Annotated in this window: 14 protein-coding genes, 1 tRNA gene and 1 pseudogene; 1 reads left to right on the top strand and 15 read right to left on the bottom strand. The window is 68.3% G+C overall.

From position 1 onward, the window contains the following. Window positions 1-45 precede the first annotated feature (45 nt). From OG817_RS18695 to OG817_RS18755, 13 genes and pseudogenes are all read right to left on the bottom strand, one after another. On the bottom strand, window positions 46-762 hold the full coding sequence (locus OG817_RS18695) for an ABC transporter ATP-binding protein (RefSeq protein WP_360452917.1): 717 nt from the start codon (window positions 760-762) through the stop codon (window positions 46-48). Next, the gene (locus tag OG817_RS18700) at window positions 759-1,709 is read right to left on the bottom strand and encodes an ABC transporter ATP-binding protein (protein ID WP_406056312.1); all 951 of its coding nucleotides are present in this window, start codon (window positions 1,707-1,709) and stop codon (window positions 759-761) included. Before OG817_RS18700 ends, OG817_RS18695 begins: the two co-directional genes overlap by 4 nt. Then, complete coding sequence (locus OG817_RS18705) at window positions 1,706-3,418, bottom strand: branched-chain amino acid ABC transporter permease (protein WP_406056314.1); 1,713 nt, start codon at window positions 3,416-3,418, stop codon at window positions 1,706-1,708. Before OG817_RS18705 ends, OG817_RS18700 begins: the two co-directional genes overlap by 4 nt. Then, entirely contained in the window at window positions 3,415-4,404 is a 990-nt protein-coding gene (locus OG817_RS18710; RefSeq protein WP_406057466.1) for a branched-chain amino acid ABC transporter permease, read from the bottom strand. The genes OG817_RS18705 and OG817_RS18710 overlap by 4 nt, the downstream gene beginning before the upstream one ends. After that, window positions 4,378-4,731, bottom strand: a pseudogene (locus OG817_RS18715) (branched-chain amino acid ABC transporter permease); the annotation flags it as partial. The gene OG817_RS18710 and the pseudogene OG817_RS18715, both read right to left, overlap by 27 nt. An 85-nt stretch (window positions 4,732-4,816) precedes the next feature. Then, window positions 4,817-6,061, bottom strand: coding sequence for a branched-chain amino acid ABC transporter substrate-binding protein (locus OG817_RS18720; RefSeq protein WP_406056316.1), 1,245 nt, complete (start codon window positions 6,059-6,061; stop codon window positions 4,817-4,819). A gap of 179 nt (window positions 6,062-6,240) precedes the next feature. Next, the gene (locus tag OG817_RS18725; protein ID WP_406057468.1) at window positions 6,241-6,879 is read right to left on the bottom strand and encodes an ANTAR domain-containing response regulator; all 639 of its coding nucleotides are present in this window, start codon (window positions 6,877-6,879) and stop codon (window positions 6,241-6,243) included. A 776-nt stretch (window positions 6,880-7,655) separates the two neighbouring features. Next, window positions 7,656-7,738: transfer RNA gene (locus OG817_RS18730), tRNA-Leu, on the bottom strand. A gap of 189 nt (window positions 7,739-7,927) precedes the next feature. Next, on the bottom strand, window positions 7,928-9,379 hold the full coding sequence (pyk, locus tag OG817_RS18735) for a pyruvate kinase (protein ID WP_360452905.1): 1,452 nt from the start codon (window positions 9,377-9,379) through the stop codon (window positions 7,928-7,930). Between the two features lie 100 nt (window positions 9,380-9,479). Beyond that, window positions 9,480-11,030 (bottom strand): metallophosphoesterase, encoded by a 1,551-nt coding sequence (locus OG817_RS18740; protein WP_406056318.1) that lies wholly within the window; start codon window positions 11,028-11,030, stop codon window positions 9,480-9,482. A 126-nt stretch (window positions 11,031-11,156) separates the two neighbouring features. Beyond that, window positions 11,157-12,623 carry a glutamate synthase subunit beta gene (locus OG817_RS18745; RefSeq protein ID WP_396389731.1) on the bottom strand — a complete coding sequence of 489 codons (1,467 nt, stop codon included), beginning with the start codon at window positions 12,621-12,623 and terminating at the stop codon, window positions 11,157-11,159. Continuing rightward, window positions 12,623-17,146: a glutamate synthase large subunit gene (gene gltB / locus OG817_RS18750; protein ID WP_406056320.1), complete on the bottom strand. Its 4,524-nt coding sequence runs from the start codon at window positions 17,144-17,146 to the stop codon at window positions 12,623-12,625. The genes OG817_RS18745 and gltB overlap by 1 nt, the downstream gene beginning before the upstream one ends. 211 nt (window positions 17,147-17,357) lie before the next feature. After that, on the bottom strand, window positions 17,358-18,116 hold the full coding sequence (locus OG817_RS18755) for a hypothetical protein (protein WP_406056322.1): 759 nt from the start codon (window positions 18,114-18,116) through the stop codon (window positions 17,358-17,360). A 55-nt stretch (window positions 18,117-18,171) separates the two neighbouring features. Between OG817_RS18755 and OG817_RS18760 the strand changes: the two genes are divergently transcribed. Next, complete coding sequence (locus OG817_RS18760) at window positions 18,172-19,221, top strand: 1-aminocyclopropane-1-carboxylate deaminase (protein ID WP_406056325.1); 1,050 nt, start codon at window positions 18,172-18,174, stop codon at window positions 19,219-19,221. On the opposite strand, the gene OG817_RS18765 is transcribed toward OG817_RS18760, so the two are convergent. After that, window positions 19,182-19,907, bottom strand: coding sequence for a VIT1/CCC1 transporter family protein (locus OG817_RS18765; RefSeq protein WP_406056327.1), 726 nt, complete (start codon window positions 19,905-19,907; stop codon window positions 19,182-19,184). The two genes, OG817_RS18760 and OG817_RS18765, sit on opposite strands and share 40 nt — an antisense overlap. Then, complete coding sequence (lgt, locus tag OG817_RS18770; RefSeq protein ID WP_406056330.1) at window positions 19,900-20,895, bottom strand: prolipoprotein diacylglyceryl transferase; 996 nt, start codon at window positions 20,893-20,895, stop codon at window positions 19,900-19,902. Before lgt ends, OG817_RS18765 begins: the two co-directional genes overlap by 8 nt. Window positions 20,896-20,907 lie beyond the last annotated feature (12 nt).

The following is a 20,907-nucleotide window of genomic DNA, read 5'->3' on the forward strand; positions in this document are numbered from 1 at the left end:
TGGCAAACCCACCGTCTGCTGGGTCAACCAGCCAAAGGTGGACGGTCAGTCCTCGCCGAGGTAGGCCTTGCGCACCTCGTCGTTGACCAGCAGGTCGCGGCCGGTGCCGGACAGAACGATCTGGCCGACCTCCAGCACGTAGCCGAAGTCCGCGCGCTTCAGCGCGGCCTGGGCGTTCTGCTCCACTAGCAGGATCGTCGTACCCTGCGACTGCAGTTCGGACACCGTGGACATGATCCGCTTCATCATGATCGGCGACAGACCCATCGATGGCTCGTCCAGCATCAGCAGCTTCGGCCGGCTCATCATCGCCCGGCCCATCGCCAGCATCTGCTGCTCACCGCCGGAGAACGTCCCGGCCGGCTGCTTGCGCCGCTCCCCCAGGATCGGGAACAGGTCGTACGCCGCGTTCAGGTCGGTGCGCACGCCCGCCGGGTCCTTGCGGGCGAACGCCCCGAGCAGCAGGTTCTCCTCCACCGACAGCCGCGGGAAGATCCGCCGTCCTTCCGGCGAGTGGGCCAGACCGCGGGCGACGATGTCGTGCGCCGCCACGCTGTCGATCCGCTCGCCCTGGAAGAGGATCTCGCCCGACGTCGGCCGGAGCAGGCCGGAGATCGTCCGCAGCGTGGTGGTCTTGCCGGCGCCGTTGGTGCCGATCAGCGACACCACCTGCCCCTGCTCCACGCTGAAGCTGATCTTCTTCACCGCGACGATCTTGCCGTAGGCAACTTCCAGGTCGCGGACCTCGAGCATCGCGGTCATGACCTGTCCTCCTCGTCGGCGACGGTGGTGTCCTGGACGGCGGCCGCCTCGTCCTCGTCGTCCTGCTCGCCGGTGCCGATGTAGGCCTCGATCACCCGCGGGTCGGACTGCACCTCCTGCGGCGTGCCCTCGATCAGCGCCTCGCCACGGACCAGGCAGAGCACTCGGTCGCAGAGGTTGAAGATGAACCGCATGTCGTGCTCGATCACCACGACCGACAGCCCCGAGTCCCGGATCTTGAAGATCAGGTCACTGGCCTGCCGGGTCTCCAGCGGGTTCATACCGGCCGTCGGCTCGTCCAGCAGGATGAGCTTCGGGTCAGTGGCCAGCGCTCGGGCGATCTCGAGCCGGCGCTGGTCGCCGTACGGCATGTTCCTGGCCAGGTGCTCGGTCGACTTGCCGAGGCCGACGAAGTCGAGCAGCTCCTGGGCCCGCGCCCTGGTGGCAGCCTCCTCGCGGCGGAACTTCGGCCCGCGCAGGACCGAGGTGAGCGCGCCCGAGCTGGTCCGGCAGTAACGGCCGACCATCACGTTCTCCAGCGCGGTCATGTTCGCGAACAGCCGGATGTTCTGGAACGTCCGCGCCATCCCGGCCTTGACGACGGCCCGCGGCTTGGGTGCCAGCGGGGTGAGCTCAGCCAGCGCCTCCACCCGCACCGCCTCCGGGTCCTCGGCCTGTTTCCTGGTCGCCTTCGGCGCCTTCCGCGGCGCTCCGGCGAACCGGACCTGACCGCCGGTCGGCTTGTAGAGACCGGTCAGGCAGTTGAAGAACGTCGTCTTGCCGGCACCGTTCGGGCCGATCAGACCGACGATCTCGCCTTCGCGGACCGTCAGGTTGACGTTGTTGACCGCCAGCAGACCACCGAACCGCATGGTCACACCGGAGGCCTCCAGCACCGGCTGCCCTCCGGTCCGGGCCGGCTGGCGTTGCGTGTCCGTGACGGTCATTTCCCCTCCTCGGCCAGCAGGTGCTCCTCGTCGAGCTCGACGGCAAGCTGCTCGTCCTCTTCGTGGAACTCCAACTGGCGGCGTCTGTTCGCGACCAGGCCCTCGGGCCGGAACCGCATCATCAGCACCAGCAGCAGGCCGAACAGCAGCAGCCGGTACTCCGAGAAGAACCGGAGCTTCTCCGGCAGCAGCTTCAGGATCGTTGCCCCCAGCAACACACCGGCGATGGTGCCCATACCGCCGAGCACGATCGCGGCGAGCAGGAACGCCGACTCCAGGAAGATGAACTGGTCCGGGCTGACCGCGCCGTCCTGGTGGGCCTTGATGGTGCCGGCCAGGCCGGCCAGGAAGGCACCGACCGCGAACGCGAGCAGCTTCAGCCCGAACGTGTTCACGCCCATCGCCTCGGCCGCCTTCTCGTCCTCCCGGATCGCTACCCAGCCCCGGCCGATCCGGCTGTTGTTCAGCCGCGAGAAGACGAGGATGACGAAGCCGGTCAGAATCAGCAGCAGGAAGTAGTAGTTCGAGAACCGGCCCAGCTCGATCCCCGCGACCGTGTGCACGTCGCCGAAATTGAAGCTGCCGATCTCCAGGTCCGGGATGCCTGGGACACCGTTCGGGCCGTTGGTCAGGTTCGGGCCGTTGTTGCCGTCCAGGTTGAACATCGAGAACCGGAAGATCTCACCGAAGCCCAGGGTCACGATGGCCAGGTAGTCACCCGAGACCCGCAGCGTCGGCGTACCGATGATCAGACCCAGGGTCGCCGCGACACCGGCGCCGATCAGCATCACGACCAGGAAGGGAGGCTTCCACCCCACGGTCGCGAACGCAGACGTCGACATGGTGGCGGCCACGTAGGCGCCACACCCGAGGAACGCGATGTACCCGAGGTCGAGCAGGCCGGCCAGACCGACCACGATGTTCAGACCCATCGCGGTCGCCGCGAAGACCAGCACCTGGGTGGCGATCGACATGTTCGCGTCCGAGCCACCCTGGGTGAACGGGAACAGGAACGCGACCACGACCGCCGACAGCGTCAGCACCTTGCGCTGCCGCTGCGAGACATGACCGACCCACGAGAACGAACCGGTCCGGAACAGCACGGCCGTGACCGCGGCGATGAAGACCAGGCAGAGGATGAACGACCAGGCGTCCTCCAGCCCGAGCGCGTACGCCGCGACGAACAGCACCGCGGCCATCAGTAGCGCGATCGCGAGGATCTCGAACCAGGCCGGCAGTCTCGCCTCGCTCATGTCCCGCAACTGCCGCAAGGGCAGCATCCAGGCGCTGACCAGGATGAGCACGGCACCGGCGAACGAGATGTAGCCGCCGGGGTTCACGTTGATCAGGCCGTCGGACTCGACCGAGATCGCGATCAGGACCAGCAGCATGTACAGCGTGAGAGTGAAGCCCAGTGCCCGCAGACCGGCTGTGACGTCGAGCCATGCGCCCAGCTTGGTCAGCGGGCCTTTCTCGGCCAGCAGCAGGACCAGCGCGATCAGGGCGAGGATGATCGCCAGGATCTGCAGGCCACCCGGGTAGAAGTTGATCGACAGGTCGCCCAGGATCTGGCTGTCGTAGCTCCAGGACAGGAAGGAGCCGACGATGACCAGCGCCACCCCGAGCAGCCCCAACGGCCAGGCGAGCGGCCTGGCGGGCGGTTGAGCCGTGGTCTCCGGTTCCGCCGGAGGCGTCTTCACATCGGTCATGCCCGGTCCACCACCCTCGCGCCGAGCAGGCCCTGCGGCCTGAACACCAGTACCAGAATCAGGATCACGAAGGCCCAGACGTCCTTCCAGGTGCTACCACCGAACTGGCCCGGGATGTACTGCGTCGCCATCGCCTCGACGACGCCGAGCACCAGACCACCGACGACAGCGCCGTAGATGTTGCCGATACCACCGAGGACGGCGGCGGTGAACGCCTTCAGACCGGCCAGGAAGCCCATCCGGAACTCGATGTTGTTGTTCTGCAGACCCTGCGAGACACCCGCGATGGCCGCGAGTACGGCGCCGAGGGCGAACGCGACCACGATGATCCGGTCCACGTTGATACCCATCAGCCGGGCGGTGTCCGGGTCCTGCGACACGGCCTGCATGCCGCGGCCGAGGCGGGTCCGGTTGATGAAGAACCACAGCAGGATCGCGCAGATCGCCAGGGCGGCCATGGTGAAGATCGCCGACCGCTGGATCGTCACGCCGCCGATGTCGATCGCCGTACCGGTGACCACATCGATCTGCGGGAACGGGATGCGCTGCTTCGCGCTCGGCCAGGTGATGCTGCTGATGAGCTTCTCGAAGAGCACCCAGCCCACGACCGCGGCGACGGCCGCGGTGGCCGCGGACGCTGCGATCGCCTGGATGCCGATCGTGGTGCGTGCGTTGCGTCGTGTCGCCAGACCGGCCAGCCAGCCGATCGCCGTACCGACGGCGGCGCCGACGATGACGACGCCCAGCGCCAGCAGCACGCTCACGTCGCTGTCGACCAGCCGTACGACCACCCAGACGCCGACGGCGCCGAGCACGGCGCCGATCAGCGGGGCGCGGTCGTACCACCTGCTCACCTGGTGGTTCAGGTCGGCCTTCGACACGAGCGCGCCGACGTAGTAGCCGATGCCCACTGCCAGGCCGGCGAAGGCGAACAGCGTCCAGCCCGGGCGCTCGTAGAACAGCCGGACGAACTCCTGCAGGAACACCGAGATACCGATCGCGGTGATCAGCGGTGCGAGTCGTGGCGCGTTCCGCAGGGGACGGTACGCGACACGTTCCATCGCCACAGCCGTGCCGACCGAGGCAATCATGGCGCCGATGATCATGATCGGCAGGATCCACACGCTGGTCTCGCCGTCGAAGAACAACAGGTACGTGGTCAGTGCGCCGAACGCACCGATCATGAACACCTCGCCGTGGGCGAAGTTGATCAGCTGCACGATGCCGTAGACGACGGTGTACCCGACTGCGATCAGGGCGTACAGCGACCCGAGTGTCAGCCCGTTCACGAGCTGCTGGAAGAACTGGTCCACGTCGACCTCCCATCTGCCTCAGTTATGACATGCCACGGGGGTGGGAGGATCGCTCCCACCCCCGAGGCATCAGGTCGACTCGAGACTACTTGGCCTCGAAGTCCTTCGTCTCGACGGTGGCCCACTTGCCGCCGGCAACCTTGTAGACGGTCAGCACCTTGGAGGTGGTGTCACCGTACTGGTCGAAGGCGACCTTGCCGGTCACGCCGTCGAACGCAACCTTGCTCATGGCATCGACCGTGGCCTGCCGGGCGGACTCGACGTCCTTGGCGTCCTTCAGCGAGGTCTTCAGCGCGTTGATGATCGCGTTGGCCGCGTCGTAGGAGTAACCGCCGTACGCCGCGTACGGCTCCTTGAAGCCGGCCGCGTTGTAGTCGGCGACGAACTTCTTCGCCGACTCCAGCGCGTCGACCGGGGCGCCGACCGAGGTGGCCAGGTCGTTGTCGCTGGTCTTGCCGGCCAGGGTGATGTACTTCGGGTCGTAGATGCCGTCGCCGCCCATCAGCGGGATGTTCAGACCGGCGGCCTTCATCTGCTGCGAGAGCGGACCGGCCTGCGGGTACTCACCACCGTAGTAGACCGCCTGCGGAGCCGACGGCTTCACCGCGGAGATCACGGCCTGGTAGTTCGAGTCGTCCGGGTTGATGGTCTGGGCCGCGACGATCTGCCCACCCAGCTTCTTGAACTCCTCGGTGAAGGTGCCGACCAGGCCCTGGCCGTACGCCTTCTTGTCGTGGATGGTGGCGACCTTGGTGATCTTCGCGGTCTCGTACAGGTACCGCGCCGCGAACGGACCCTGGACCGCGTCCGTCGTGCAGGTACGGAAGTACGTCGGGTACGGCCGCTTCGGGTCGGTCTGCCAGTTGGCGCCCTGGGTCAGGCCCGGGCCGGTGTTGGCCGGGGAGACCTGGACGATGTTCTTCGGCGCGAGGACCGGCTGGACCTGCTGGCTGACGCTGGTGTTCAGCGTGCCGACCACGCCGATCACCTCCGCGTCACCGGCGAGCGCGGTGGCCGCGTTCTTGCCCGGGTCCGGCTTGGCCTCGTCGTCCTTCGCGTCGACCTCGAGCTTCCAGCCCGGGATCGCGTTGCTGTCGTTGGCCTGCTTCACGGCCAGCTCGACGGAGTGCTGGATACCCAGACCCAGGGCCGACAAGTCTCCCGACAGAGGCGCGATCACGCCGATCTTGGCAGTCTTGGTCGCGCTGCCGCCGGAGTCCCCTCCGGAGTCGTCGCCACTGCGTGAACCGCAGGCAGTCAGGGCCAACGACGCAACGATCAGCGACGCGCCGACCCGTACTACGGAACGCTGGTGCACTGTTCCTCCCATGTCTGGATAGTCCGGCAAACCCCGGACTCCCGCGTTTGCCGCGAGCACCCGCAGGTTAGACCTCCGGTGGCTCTCGAAGCGATGTCACGCATCGTGTGTTGTGAGGTCGTTACAGCGGTAAGCAGCGTGAGTCAAGGTGAGTGCTGTACGCGCGCTGGACCTCGTACGCGGAGAGTGAGTCAGTCACTACCGCCAGCCTCGTCAACAACCAACTCCGCAACCTGCCGCATGGAAACTCTTTTGTCCATGGCGGTTTTCTGGATCCAGCGGAACGAGTCCGGCTCGGACAGCCCGAACTTCGTCTGCAGGATCGACTTGGCCCGGTCGACCAGCTTGCGGGTCTCCAGCCGTTCGGCCAGGTCGGCGACCTCACGCTCCAGCTCGGCCAGTTCGACGTACCGGGAGGCGGCGATCTCGATCGCGGGCAGCAGGTCGGCCTTGGAGAACGGTTTCACCAGGTACGCCATCGCGCCGGCGTCGCGGGCCCGCTCGACCAGCTCGCGCTGCGAGAACGCCGTCAGCATCAGCACCGGGGCGATCCGCTCGCCGGCGATCTTCTCCGCCGCGCTCAGGCCGTCCAGCTTCGGCATCTTGACGTCCAGGATGACCAGGTCGGGCCGATGCTCCGTCGCCAGCCGGATGGCTTCCTCCCCGTCCCCCGCCTGCCCGACGACGTCGTACCCCTCCTCCGCCAGCATCTCGGCCAGATCCATCCGGATCAAAGCCTCATCCTCAGCGATCACCACACGCTTAGCAGTCACACCGCACACCTTATCGACCCGCAGGCAGCTCTTCGGACCCACGAACCCATCCAGCATGGCGACCGCCTCCCTCCGGCTCACCGCAATCACATTCCTCCGCGGCCGCCGCCACGGAATCCCGAGCAGATCCAGCGCATCGGTGAGGATCCCGATGATGTCTTCGGACTCGTTCGAGAACTGGTAGCGCACGTAGTAGTACCGCTTGTCGCGGCCGGGCTTGCTCGCCCAGTTCACGAAGCGGCAGCCGTCGGAGTGGAACAGCCCGCGCAGCAGCTTCTCGGGGTACTCGGCAACAATCTCCCGCTGCCACTGCGCCAACTCGATCTTCCGCAGATGCTTCCGGCCGGGACCGTGCTGCGGGAACACGCACGGCCAGTGCTTCCAGCGGGCTTCGATCCGGACCGCTCCGTCGCCTCCTCGCAGACACGGGCTCGCGTTCGGCTTCACCAGCCGGATGGCCTTCGCGATCTCTTGGTTGAGCTCCCCGTACCGCGCGTCGTTGATGATCTGCAGCGTGAAGACCCGACGCCTGGCCCGCGCGATCGACCCGTCTCCGAGATACCACCCCAGCAGCAGCGCGTATGCCGCCTCGTCCAGCTCGGCGCCGTCGCACCGCGGACACGGTGTCCCGGCATACCCGCTGTTCGTCCTGACGAGACCCAGCCGCTGATACGTCCGCCGCCACCCACGGATCGTCGAGATCGTGACCCCGTGGACCTCTGCGTTGATCCGGTCGAGGACGCCGGCGTCCGACATCCGCAACGCGGACTCGACCGTCTCCCGCGACCTGAACCGAGCCATAGGACATGCTGACGTCGAGCGCCGACAGTTTGTGCCGGGTGTGGGATTCGAACCCACAAGCCCTTGCGGGCAATGGTGTTTGAGACCATCGCGTATGCCGTTCCGCCAACCCGGCGAGGTTGCAGGAGCAACTCTACTGGTTCGACGGCCCGCTCCCGCGTCGGACCCACCCACGACAGTCGGCGGGACCGCATCTCCGGCCCCTGCCCGTGAACGGCATTGAGGCGAGCGGCCAGTTGACCGCTCGCCACAAGCACACGTAGAGATCTGTCCGTAGTTCTACAGCTGCGTCGGCCCTGTCTGTCTACCGCTCGGGGTTGCGGTAGGCGGGGGCTATGCCTTCTATGGCGTCGCCCATGCGGTGGACTCGGAGGGCGTTGGTGGAGCCGGGGATGCTGGGTGGGGAGCCGGCGACGATGACTACCAGGTCGCCCTTCTTGAGTTTGCCCAGTTCGAGGAGGCGCTGGTCGACCTGGCGGACCATCTCGTCGGTGTGGTCGACGGTGGGGACGATGTGCGTCTCGATACCCCAGACGACGCTCAGCCACGAGCTGACCGACGGGACCGGCGTGAAGGCGAGCAGCGGAACCTCGGTGCGGTAGCGGGCCAGCCGGAGCGCGGTGTCGCCGGACTGGGTGAAGGCGATCAGGTACTTCGCCTCCAGCCGCTCGGCCACGTCCGCGGCGGCCTTGGCGATCACGCCGCCCTTGGTCCGCGGCTCCCACTCGATCGCCTGCACCCGGCCGAGTCCGTGCTCCTCGGTGGACTCCACGATGCGAGCCATCGTCTTCACGGTCTCGATCGGGAACCGGCCGACGCTGGTCTCACCGGACAGCATCACCGCGTCGGCACCGTCGAGTACGGCGTTCGCGACGTCGGACGCCTCGGCCCGGGTCGGCCGCGGCGCGGAGATCATCGACTCCAGCATCTGGGTCGCGACGATGACCGGCTTCGCGTTCAGCCGGGCCTGGTCGATGATCAGCTTCTGTACCAGCGGGACCTCCTCGAGCGGGAGCTCCACGCCGAGGTCGCCGCGGGCCACCATGAACCCGTCGAAGGCGTCGATGATCTCGTCCAGGTTGGCGACCGCCTGCGGCTTCTCGATCTTGGCGACCACCGGGACCCGCAGGCCCTCCTCGTCCATGATCTTGTGCACCAGCTGGATGTCGGACGCGTCCCGCACGAACGACAGCGCGATCATGTCGGCCGGCAGGTGCAGCGCCCAGCGCAGGTCCTCGGCGTCCTTCTCGGACATCGCCGGCACACTGACCGCAACACCCGGCAGGTTGATGCCCTTGTGGTTCGACACCGGTCCGCCGACGGTGACCCGGCAGACCACGTCGGTCTCGGTCACCTCCTCGGCGACCAGCGCGATCCGGCCGTCGTCGATGAGCAGCTGGTCGCCCGGACTCACATCACCCGGCAGACCGTCGTACGTCGTACCGCAGATGGTCACGTCACCCGGCACCTCACGGGTGGTGATGGTGAAGCGCTCGCCGTAGGTCAAGGTGACCTTGCCCTCGGCGAACTCGGCCAGCCGGATCTTCGGGCCCTGCAGGTCGACCAGGATGCCGACGTTCTTCCCGGTTTCCGCGGCGGCGGTTCTGATCCGCTGATAGATGCGCTCATGCTCGGCGTGGGCACCGTGGCTCAGGTTGAGCCTGGCGACATCCATACCGGCTTGGACGAGTTCAAGGATGCGCTCGGGGGCGGCAGTAGCCGGGCCGAGCGTACAAACGATCTTTGCGCGACGCACGTCACAAAATCCTACTCCTACAAGACCACTGACCCGCTGGTCCGCCCCCCTTACCAGGCGGTCAACTCCTCGTGACACTTCGGCTCGAGAGCCTGAATCGTCAAGAAGGCAAGGGGCTGTAGGCACCTACACCGACGTCGCCGTCGAGCTCGGCGGTGACTGTCTGCAGGCCGATCGGCTTGCCGTCGGCGTACGTGATCAGGGTGACCTCACCCGGCCGCCGCAGCGTGTACCCGAGGGCGAACGCGTACGCCGCTCCCCCGGTCGTGCCGTTGGTGTACGTCGTCACCGGGCGGCCGTCGACCACCTTGTGCTCGGGCCCGACCTGGCGATGCAGGTGGCCAGACAGCAGCAGCGTCGCGCAGCCCCGGGCCGCGGTGTCGGCGAACGACGACGGATCGTGCACCACCATGGTGGAGATCCGCTTGTCGTCGGGCTGCTCGCAGGCGATGTCCGCGAGCCGCTCGGACTGCTCAGCGGTCGTCTCGTCGCCCGGGGTGTCCGCGGAACCCAGCCCGGTCCGCGTCGGGTCGCTGTCGCCGAGGAAGCGGATGCCCTCGACCTCGACCGGCTTGCTGTCCAGCACGGTGAAGCCGTTCTTGCGCATCGAGTCCTCGATGTGCCCGCCGGCGTCGTGGTTGCCGGCCACGGCGACGACCTTCAGGCCCTTGAAGTGCTGGCGCAGCGAGTTGATGCTGAACACCTCCCAGGACTGTCCCGAGGACGAGTCGTCGCCCGCGTCGATCAGCAGCTTGGCGCCGGCCACCTTCCCCACCTCGGCCGCGAACCGGTCGATACCGATGTTGTCGTGCCGGTCCGACACGAGCAGCGCGACCGTCTCCCCCTCGCTCGCCTGGTGGATCCGGCCGCCGACCCGGCTGACCCGCTCCTCCAGCCGGCCGTAGAACTCGGTGGATCGCTCGTAGGTCTCGACCGCGGTACGAATCAGGCCCACTCCGCCGGTGGTGGAGAACCCGGCCGCGACCTCGACACCCTTCAACCGCTCGTCCAGCGACAGCTCCGGCAGCAGCTTGGCCAGCGGCCGCCACTCGGTCGGCACGACGTCCGCGGTGCGCATCCGGCCCGGCCCGAAGATCGACGCGATGGTGATCAGCATCGCGACCAGTACGACGATGGCCCGGTGCTCCACCCGGCGCTCGTGCGAATGCACCAGCTCCCACAACTCGCGGCGGCGGCGCCGGCCGAGCATGGTCCAGACGGTCGCGACCACGACAACGACCAGCAGACCGGTCCCGGCGCCCGCGACCGCGTTGTCGACGGCCATCTGCTGGACGACCTGCTGGATCTTCGCGATTTCACCGTCGGGCTGGGAGGCGATCAGGGCGTCGCGGTTGAGGAGTTCGGTGAGGTTGTCGGCGTCGGTCTCCTGGATGTCGATGTTGATCCCGATGCCGCCGGGCGTGTCGGCCGGCAGCCGCAGCCGCGGCAGGACGGCGCCGAGGTCGAGGGTGGCGTACCCGTCGAAGGTGGGTGAAACAGTAGCCGCGTGCGCACCGATGGTGACGCGTTCGGAGTCGTTGACGAAGCCGAGCAGGCCGACGGTCACGGAGGTGACGAGGAAGAGCAGGGTGAGCGAGGCCCACGGCGCGATCGCGCGGAGCCGGGCTCTGGTCACCAGGCGGCTAGCCACGGATCCAACCTATTGGGCTGGTCAAGTCGTCGCATCTCCAACCGGGCGGCTGTTGCCGGTCGTTCACACAGGTGCGGGCTGCACGCAACGGTTTGTTGCCTGCAGCCCGCATTTCATGTCCCGGGTTCAGACCGCGAGTGGGCGGGCCGTCGGCGGGATCGGGGTGGGCAGGGTCGACGAACCGGTGAGGAGCGTGTCCACGCCGTTCGCGCACGAGCGGCCCTCGGCGATGGCCCAGACGATCAGCGACTGACCACGGCCGGCGTCGCCACAGGCGAAGACGCCCTCGACCGAGGTCTGGTAGCTCTTGTCCCGCTTCACGTTGCCGCGCTCGTCGAGGTCGACACCGAGCTGCTCGAGGAAGCCCTCGCGCTCCGGCCCGAGGAAGCCCATCGCGAGCAGCACCAGCTGCGTCGGGATGGTCCGCTCGGTGCCCTCGACCGGGACGAACCGGCCGTCCTTGAACTCGACCTCGACCAGGTTCAGCCCGGAAACGTTGCCCTCGGCATCGGCCTCGAAGTTGACGGTGGAGACCGAGTAGACCCGGTCGCCGCCCTCCTCGTGCGCCGAGGCGACCCGGTAGATCATCGGGTACGTCGGCCACGGCTGCCCGGACGGGCGGTCGTCCGACGGCCGCGGCATGATCTCCAGCTGGGTCACCGAGCGGGCGCCCTGCCGGTGCGCGGTGCCGAGGCAGTCCGCACCGGTGTCACCGCCACCGATGATCACCACATCCTTGCCGGTGGCAACGATCTGGTCCTCGACGGTCCGTCCGAGCGAGGCCCGGTTCGACTGCGGCAGGTACTCCATCGCCTGGTGGATGCCGCCGTACTCGCGGCCCGGTACCGGGAGGTCGCGGGCCGCGGTGGCACCGGTCGCGATGACGACGGCGTCGTACCGCTGCTTGAGCTGGGTGCCGGTCACGTCCACGCCGACGTTCACGCCGGAGCGGAAGACCGTGCCCTCCTCCTTCATCTGCTGGATCCGGCGGTCGACCTGGATCTTCTCCATCTTGAACTCGGGGATGCCGTACCGCAGCAGGCCGCCGGGCGCGTCGGCCCGCTCGTACACCGCGACGGTGTGGCCGGCCCGGGTCAACTGCTGGGCGGCGGCCAGACCCGCCGGACCGGAGCCGACGACGGCGATCGTCTTGCCGGTCAGCCATTCCGGCGGCTGCGGCTTGACGTCACCGCTCTCCCAGGCCTTGTCGATGATCGCGACCTCGACGTTCTTGATCGTCACCGGGTCCTGGTTGATACCGAGCACGCACGCGGGCTCGCAGGGTGCCGGGCAGAGCCGGCCGGTGAACTCCGGGAAGTTGTTCGTCGCGTGCAACCGCTCGATCGCACCGGACCAGTCGTCCCGCCAGACCAGGTCGTTCCACTCCGGGATCAGGTTGCCCAGCGGGCAGCCGCTGTGGCAGAACGGGATCCCGCAGTCCATGCAGCGGCCGGCCTGCTTGGTGATGATCGGCAGCAGCGCCTTGCCGGGTCCACCGGGGTAGACCTCTTTCCAGTCCTGCACCCGCTCGCCCACCGGCCGCCGGTCGGCGACCTCGCGCGGGGTGGTCAGGAAGCCCTTCGGGTCAGCCATCAGATGGCCTCCATCATCGCTCGCGTGGTGGCGTCCTCGTCCAGCCCGTCCCGCTCGGCGGCCGCCTTGGCCGCCAGCACCCGGGCGTAGTCGCGGGGCATCACCGTGGTGAACCTGACCTCGGCCGCGGCCCAGTCGGCGAGCAGCTTGGCCGCCCGTTCCGATCCGGTCTCCTCGTGGTGCCGGCGGACCAGGTCCTGCAACAGTTCGGACTCGTCCTCGGTGAGCGGGAGCAGGTCCACCAGCTCCGGGTTCACCAGGGCGCGGTCCAGATCGAGCACGTGGGCCACGCCGCCCGACATGCCCGCCGCGAAGTTCCGGCCGACGGCGCCCAGTACGACGACGCGCCCACCGGTCATGTACTCGCAGGCGTGGTCGCCGACCGACTCGACGACCGCGGTGGCTCCGGAGTTCCGGACACAGAACCGTTGCCCGACGCCACCACTGATGAACAGTTCACCGGACGTCGCGCCGTACGCGATGACGTTGCCGGCGATGATCTGGTCGGCGGCGTCGAACCGCGCGACCCGGTCCGGCCGGATCACCACCCGGCCACCGGACAGGCCCTTGCCGACGTAGTCGTTGGCGTCACCCTCGAGCCGGAGCGTGACACCGCTCGGGACGAAGGCGGCGAACGAGTTGCCGGCCGACCCGGTGAAGGTCAGGTCGATGGTGCCGTCGGCCAGACCGGCCGCGCGGTACCGCTTGGTGATCTCGTGGCCGAGCATCGTGCCGACGGTCCGGTTGACGTTGCGGATCGGCAGCTGTGCCCGGACCGGCTCGCCGCTGTCGAGCGCCGGCTTGCAGATCCGGATCAGTTCGTTGTCGAGGGCCTTGTCCAGGCCGTGGTCCTGCTCGACGACCCGGTGCCGGGAGGCGCCCTCGGGCAGCGCCGGCACGTGCAGGATCGGGGACAGGTCCAGGCCGTCGGCCTTCCAGTGGTCGACCGCGCGGTGGATGTCCAGCACCTCGGCGTGCCCGATCGCCTCGTCCAGGGACCGGAAACCCAACTGGGCAAGGTACTCCCGGACCTCCTCGGCGATGAACTCGAAGAAGTTCACCACGAACTCCGGCTTGCCGGAGAACCGTTCGCGCAGGACCGGGTTCTGGGTCGCGACGCCGACCGGGCAGGTGTCCAGGTGGCAGACCCGCATCATGATGCAGCCGGACACCACCAGCGGTGCGGTGGCGAAGCCGTACTCCTCGGCGCCGAGCAGCGCCGCGACGACCACGTCCCGGCCGGTCTTCAACTGCCCATCGGTCTGTACGACGATGCGGTCGCGCAACCCGTTGAGCAGCAGGGTCTGCTGGGTCTCGGCCAGGCCCAGCTCCCACGGACCACCCGCATGCTTCAGGGACGTCAACGGAGCCGCACCGGTACCGCCGTCGTGGCCGGAGATCAGTACGACGTCCGCGTGCGCCTTGCTGACACCCGCCGCGATCGTGCCGACGCCGACCTCGGAGACCAGCTTCACGTGAACGCGCGCGGCCGGGTTCGCGTTCTTCAGGTCGTGGATCAGCTGGGCCAGATCCTCGATCGAGTAGATGTCGTGGTGCGGCGGCGGTGAGATCAGGCCGACGCCCGGCGTCGAGTGCCGGGTGCTCGCCACCCACGGGTAGACCTTGTTGCCGGGCAGCTGACCGCCCTCGCCCGGCTTGGCTCCCTGCGCCATCTTGATCTGGATGTCGTCGGAGTTCGTCAGGTACTCCGCGGTCACGCCGAACCGGCCGGACGCGACCTGCTTGATGGAGCTCCGCCGGGCCGGGTCGTGCAGACGGTCGGAGTCCTCGCCGCCCTCACCGGTGTTCGACTTGCCGCCGAGCTGGTTCATCGCGATCGCGAGCGTGGTGTGCGCCTCGGCGCTGATCGAGCCGTAGCTCATCGCACCGGTGGAGAACCGCTTGACGATCGCGCTGACCGGCTCGACCTCCTCGACCGGGATCGGCTCGCGGTCGGAGTCGAACCCGAACAGGCCGCGCAGCGTCATCAGCCGCTCGGACTGCTCGTCCACGCGGGCCGTGTACTGCTTGAAGATGTCGTAGCGCCCGGTCCGGGTGCTGTGCTGCAGCCGGAACACCGTGTCCGGGTCGAACAGGTGCGGCTCGCCCTCACGCCGCCACTGGTACTCGCCGCCGATCTCCAGCTTGCGGTGCGCCGGCAGGATGCCGTCCGCTGGGTACGCGCGCAGGTGCCGGCGGCGTACCTCCTCGGCGATCGTGTCCAGGCCGACGCCGCCGAGCTTGGACGACGTACCGGTGAAGTAGGTGTCGACCAGGTCCGGCGCCAAGCCGTTGGCCTCGAAGATCTGGGCACCGGTGTACGACGCCACCGTGCTGACGCCCATCTTCGACATCACCTTGAGAACGCCCTTGCCGAGCGACTTCACCACGTTGCGCACGGCCTGCTCGGGCTCGACACCGGGCAGGTAGGTGCCGCGGCGGCACAGGTCCTCGACCGCCTCCAGCGCGAGGTACGGGTTGATCGCGGCAGCGCCGTACCCCATCAGCAGGGCTACGTGGTGGACCTCGCGGACGTCGCCGGCCTCGACCACCAGGCCGACCTGCGTGCGGGTCTTCTCCCGGACCAGGTGGTGGTGAACCGCGGCGGTCAGCAGCAGCGACGGGATCGGCGCGCTGTCCGCGTTCGAATGGCGGTCGGACAGCACCAGAATGCGGGCGCCGTCCTTGATCGCGGCGTCTGCCTCGGCGCAGATCTCCTCGAGCCGCGCCTTCAGCGCCTCGCCCCCGCCTTCGACGTCGAACACCCCGCGCAGGACCGTGGTGGCCAGGCCCGGCATGTCTCCGTCGAGGTTGATGTGGCGCAGCTTGGCGAGCTCGTCGTTCGTGATCACCGGGAACGGGATCACCACCTGCCGGCAGGACGCCGGGCTCGGGCTGAGCAGGTTCGCCTCCGGGCCGAGTGACGACGACAGCGAGGTGACGAGCTCCTCGCGGATCGCGTCCAGCGGCGGGTTGGTGACCTGCGCGAACAGTTGCGCGAAGTAGTCGAACAGCAGCCGCGGCCGGTCGCTCAGCACCGCGATCGGCGTGTCGGTGCCCATCGAGCCGATCGGCTCCGCACCGGCCCTGGCCATCGGGGTGAGGATGACCCGCAGTTCCTCCTCGGTGTACCCGAACACCTGCTGGCGCCGGGTCACCGACGCGTGGCTGTGCACCACGTGCTCACGCTCGTGCAGGTCCTCGAACCGGATCAGGCCGGCGTGCAGCCATTCGTCGTACGGGTGCTCGGTGGCGAGCGCGTTCTTCACCTCGGAATCGGTGATGATCCGGTGCGCCTCGACGTCCACCAGGAAGATCCGGCCCGGTTCGAGCCGGCCCTTCTCGGTGACGGTCGCGGGGTCGATGTCGAGTACGCCGGCCTCGGACGCCAGGACGACGAGTCCGTCCTCGGTGACCCAGTAGCGGGACGGGCGCAGGCCGTTGCGGTCCAGTACCGCGCCGACCTTGCTGCCGTCGGAGAAGACCACCGACGCCGGGCCGTCCCACGGCTCCATCAGCGTCGAGTGGAACTCGTAGAACGCCCGCCGCGCCGGGTCCATCGTGGTCGCGTTCTCCCACGCCTCCGGGATCATCATCAGGATCGCGTGCGGCAGCGACCGGCCGCCCAGGTGCAGCAGCTCCAGGACCTCGTCGAACGACGCCGAGTCCGACGCGGACGGCGTACAGATCGGGTACAGCTGCTCGAGATCACCGGGGATCAGGTCGCTGGCGAGCAGGGCTTCGCGGGCCCGCATCCAGTTGCGGTTGCCCTGGACGGTGTTGATCTCGCCGTTGTGCGCGATGTAGCGGTACGGGTGGGCCAACGGCCAGGACGGGAACGTGTTCGTGGAGAAGCGCGAGTGCACGACGCCGATCGCGGAGGCGAGGTCGGGGTCGGTCAGCTCGGGGAAGAACTTGTCCAGCTGGTCGGTGGTCAGCATCCCCTTGTAGGTGATGGTCCGGCCGGACAGCGACGGGAAGTAGGTCTCGGTCTCCTTCTCGGCCCGCTTCCGCAGCCGGAACGCCATCCGCTCCAGCGCCAGGCCGAGCACCCGGCCGGCCCGCGCGGCGACGAACAGCTGCTTGAAGGTCGGCATCACCGAGCGAGCGGTGGCACCCAGCAGGTCCGGGGAGGTCGGCACGTCGCGCCAGCCCAGCACGGTCAGCTTTTCCTCGGCGGCGAGCTCCTCGATCCGCGCGATCGCCTTCGTGGCGTCGTCGGCGTCGGTCGGGAGGAACGCGATCCCGGTGGCGTAGCTGCGCGCGACCGGCAGCTCGAAGTCGCACACCTTGCGGTAGAAGGCGTCCGGGATCTGGAGCAGGATGCCGGCGCCGTCGCCGGAGTCCGGTTCGGCACCGGAGGCGCCACGGTGTTCGAGGTTGCGCAGGGCGGTCAAGGCCTTGGCCACGATGTCGTGGCTGGGTTCACCGGTCAGGGTGGCGACGAAGGCGACACCACAAGCGTCGTGCTCGTGGGTTCCGTCGTACAGTCCCTCGCTCGGGAAGGGGGCGCGACCAAACATTCAGGGGCTCCCGTCGTCCTACGGTCAACAACTGGCCGCGGGACAACATTGGCCCAAGCCGGGTGTCCCGAGACTACCTCATGGCGCTCGACAGATGGACTGCCATTCCACCGTCACCACGCCTTTACTCACCCACAGTAAGCAAATACTCACTCCTCGCCCTCAATCATCCCAGCAACCCCTCGAGAGAACCATCCACATCACCTGAAATTCACCTCGCCCGAGCGCTCAGCCAGGCCCTGTGGAAGGCGGCGTACGACGGGAAGCGCGTGGTGGTCGCCTCCTGGAGTACGGCGCACAGCGCTGGTGGCGGCTCGGAGAGGAGGACGACGGCCGTGCGGGCCATGACGTACGCCGTGGTCCGGGTGTCGATGGGGGCGCCCAGGGAGAGCTGTTCGGGGGCCATGAAGCGGCGAGAGCCGAACATGCGGCCCATGTCGTTGCGGTGGGGACCGCGGCGGTAGGTGTCGAGATCCATCACGGTGAGCCGGCGGGTCGGGAAGTCGTACAGCATGGCGCCGTCGTAGAAGTCGCCCTCCACCCAGCCGGCGGCGTCGAGGTCGGCGTGCAGGTCGTAGAGGGTGTCGAGCGCGGCCAGGATCTCCTCGACCGGCAAGGCGCGGAAGCGTTCGTGCGCGCTGCCGGAGTTCAGGTGGAGGAGTTCACCGTCACGCCAGTCGTAGACGACGAGCGGTCCCCAGATGACTCGACCACCGCATGCAGGGCCGGGAGAGACGGACTCCGCGAGCGCGACCGCGTTCCGTAGCAAGGCGACGCGGCCGTCGAAGTCCAGATAGGGCTCGGTGTTCGCAGGGTCGCCCGCGGTCTTCACGAAGTACCGGGTCGCACCGGTCTGTACGCCGTACGAGACGTTGCCGGAGTCCTGGGTGTCGGCGCCGAAGCGGGCGAAGATGGTGCCGAGACGGTCGAGGTAGGTGGACGGCTGGACATCGATCTCGCCGGGGAACATCTGGCCGACCCTAGTCACGGCGGTCGCGCCGGGCGATCGAGTTTCGGGAGGAACCATGGCACTGTCCGATTTCCCGCGGTACCCGCTGCTGTTCGGGCCCAGCCCGGTGCATCCGCTCGACCGGCTGAGCGCGTACCTCGGTGGTGCCCGGATCTGGGCGAAGCGGGAGGACTGCAACTCGGGGCTCGCGTACGGCGGGAACAAGACGCGGAAGCTCGAGTACCTGCTGCCCGACGCGCTCGCGCAGGGTGCGGACACGCTGGTGTCGATCGGTGGGTATCAGTCGAACCACACCCGGCAGGTGGCGGCGGTCGCGGCGAAGGCCGGCCTCAAAGCCGTGCTGGTGCAGGAGAACTGGGTCGACTGGCCCGACGCGCTCAACGACCGGGTCGGCAACATCCTGCTGAGCCGGATCATGGGTGCCGAGGTCCGCCTCGACCCGGCCGGCTTCGGGATCGGCTTCAAGGACAGCTGGAAGGAAGCGCTCGCCGATGTCGAGGCCCGCGGAGGTACGCCGTACGCCATCCCTGCAGGTGCGTCGGACCACCGGCTCGGTGGGCTCGGGTTCGCGGGCTGGGCGGACGAGGTCGCGCAGCAGGAGCAGAAGCTCGGCGTGTTCTTCGACACGATCATCGTCTGCGCGGTCACCGGGTCGACGCAGGCCGGGATGATCGCGGGGTTCGCCGGGCAGGACCGGCCGCGGCGGGTGATCGGGATCGACGCGAGCGCGAAGCTGCAGGAGACCCACGACCAGGTGGCGCGGATCGCGCGCGCGACCGCCGAGCTGATCGGGCTCGGCCGGGAGCTACGCGACGACGAGATCACCGTGCTCGAGGGCTGGGCCGGTGACCTGTACGGCATCCCGGTGCAGTCGACGCTGGACGCGATCCGGCTGACCGGGCAGCTCGAAGGGATGATCATCGACCCGGTCTACGAGGGGAAGTCGATGGCCGGGCTGATCGATCTGATCCGCGAAGGTGAGATCGGCAAGGACTCGAACGTCCTCTACGCCCACCTCGGTGGCCAGCCTGCCCTGAACGCCTACAGCGGGCTGTTCACGCACAGTCAGCCGATGCCTGGTCCGACCAGCGTTCCGACGAAGTAGGTGAGGGCTGCGGCCAGGCCGCCGAGGAGCAGTTGGCGGAGGCCGGAGTACCACCACGACCTGCTGGTGACGCGGGATACGACGGCACCGCAGACGAAGAGCGCGGTGAGCGACATGATCAGCGCCGGTACGACGCTGCCTGCGCCGAGGAGGTACGGCAGGAGCGGGATGAAGGCGCCGACCGCGAAGCAGACGAACGAGGACGCGGCCGCGATCACCGGGTTCGGCAGGTCGTGCAGGTCGATGCCGAGTTCCTCGCGGACGTGCTCCTCGAGGGCCTGGTCGGGGTCGGTGTGGAACTGCTTGGCGACCTTGCTGGCCAGGTCCGGGTCGAGGCCCTTGGCGCGGTAGGTCTCGGCGAGCTCGATCTCCTCGTCGACCGGGTGGCGCTGGATCTCCTTGCGCTCCACCTCGATCTCGGCCCGGGCCAGTTCGCGCTGCGAGGCGACCGAGGTGTACTCCCCCGCCGCCATCGAGAACGCGCCCGCGGCCAGGCCCGCCAACCCGGCCAGGACGATCACCATCGAGCCGGACTCGGTCCCGCCGTCCATACCGGCGATCAGGGCGAAGTTCGACACCAGGCCGTCCATCGCCCCGAACACCGCCGGACGCAGCCAGCCGCCGTTCACATCACGATGGGTGTGACCTCCGTGATGCTCGGCAGAAACCTCAGGTACGTCAGTCACGAGACCCGTCTGGATCGGAACCGTTGGTGCTGTTCGCCTCAACCTTAGGCTCAGCGTCGACCGTCGAATCGGCCGCCGGCCCGGACTCGGGCTCAGGCTCGGTCTCGGGCTTCGCCTCGTCGCCGGTGGGCTTGCCGGCGGCGGGACCGCCGGAGATGTCCTCCTGGCCGGGCCGGAGGCGAGCGCTGACGATGAAGTAGACGACGGCGATGACGAACAGGATCAGCGACGTCCACACGTTCAGCCGCAGGCCGAGGAAGTGGTTGACGGTGTCGATGCGCAGGTTCTCGACCCAGGCGCGACCGGCGGTGTAACCGGCCACATAGAGGGCGAACGCGCGGCCGTGGCCGAGCTTGTAGCGCTTGTCGACCAGGATCACCAGCGCGACCACACCCAGGTTCCAGACCGCTTCGTACAGGAACGTCGGATGGAAGGTGGCGAAGTTCGCATACCCGTCCGGCCGGTGCTCGGGCGCGATCTCCAGGCCCCACGGCTTGTCGGTCGGCTTGCCGAACAGTTCCTGGTTGAAGTAGTTCCCGAACCGCCCGAGCACCTGGGCGAGCGCGATCCCGGGCGCCATCGCGTCCGCGACCGCCAGGAACGGCACCTTGGCCCGCCGGCAGGCGATCCAGGCGCCGAGCGCTCCGAACGCGACAGCACCCCAGATCCCGAGCCCGCCGTGCCAGATCTTCAGCGCGTCGATCGGGTGCCGGCCCGCGCCGAAGTACAGCTCTGCGTCGGTGATGACGTGGTAGATCCGGGCCCCGACCAAGCCGAACGGGATGGCCCAGAACATGATGTCGGCCAGCACGGTGGGCGACCCGCCGCGGGCGACCCAGCGCCTGCGGCCGAGCCAGTAGCCGACGAAGATGCCGGCCAGGATGCACAGCGCGTACGCGCGGATCGGCACGTCGAGGACGTGCCAGACACCCTGGCTCGGGCTGGGGATGAAGGCCGGAACCATCACGGCGGGAATCAGACTAGACATGGCAAGTGGGAA

The organism is Kribbella sp. NBC_00889 (assembly GCF_045207705.1).
Lineage (GTDB): Bacteria > Actinomycetota > Actinomycetes > Propionibacteriales > Kribbellaceae > Kribbella.

Coding starts and splice junctions, on each gene's coding strand:
- OG817_RS18695 (WP_360452917.1), bottom strand. CDS start 762: ATGACCGCGATGCTCGAGGTCCGCGACCTGGAAGTTGCCTACGGCAAG.
- OG817_RS18700 (WP_406056312.1), bottom strand. CDS start 1,709: ATGACCGTCACGGACACGCAACGCCAGCCGGCCCGGACCGGAGGGCAG.
- OG817_RS18705 (WP_406056314.1), bottom strand. CDS start 3,418: ATGACCGATGTGAAGACGCCTCCGGCGGAACCGGAGACCACGGCTCAA.
- OG817_RS18720 (WP_406056316.1), bottom strand. CDS start 6,061: ATGGGAGGAACAGTGCACCAGCGTTCCGTAGTACGGGTCGGCGCGTCG.
- OG817_RS18725 (WP_406057468.1), bottom strand. CDS start 6,879: ATGCTGGATGGGTTCGTGGGTCCGAAGAGCTGCCTGCGGGTCGATAAG.
- OG817_RS18745 (WP_396389731.1), bottom strand. CDS start 12,623: ATGGCTGACCCGAAGGGCTTCCTGACCACCCCGCGCGAGGTCGCCGAC.
- gltB (WP_406056320.1), bottom strand. CDS start 17,146: ATGTTTGGTCGCGCCCCCTTCCCGAGCGAGGGACTGTACGACGGAACC.
- OG817_RS18755 (WP_406056322.1), bottom strand. CDS start 18,116: ATGTTCCCCGGCGAGATCGATGTCCAGCCGTCCACCTACCTCGACCGT.
- OG817_RS18760 (WP_406056325.1), top strand. CDS start 18,172: ATGGCACTGTCCGATTTCCCGCGGTACCCGCTGCTGTTCGGGCCCAGC.
- lgt (WP_406056330.1), bottom strand. CDS start 20,895: ATGTCTAGTCTGATTCCCGCCGTGATGGTTCCGGCCTTCATCCCCAGC.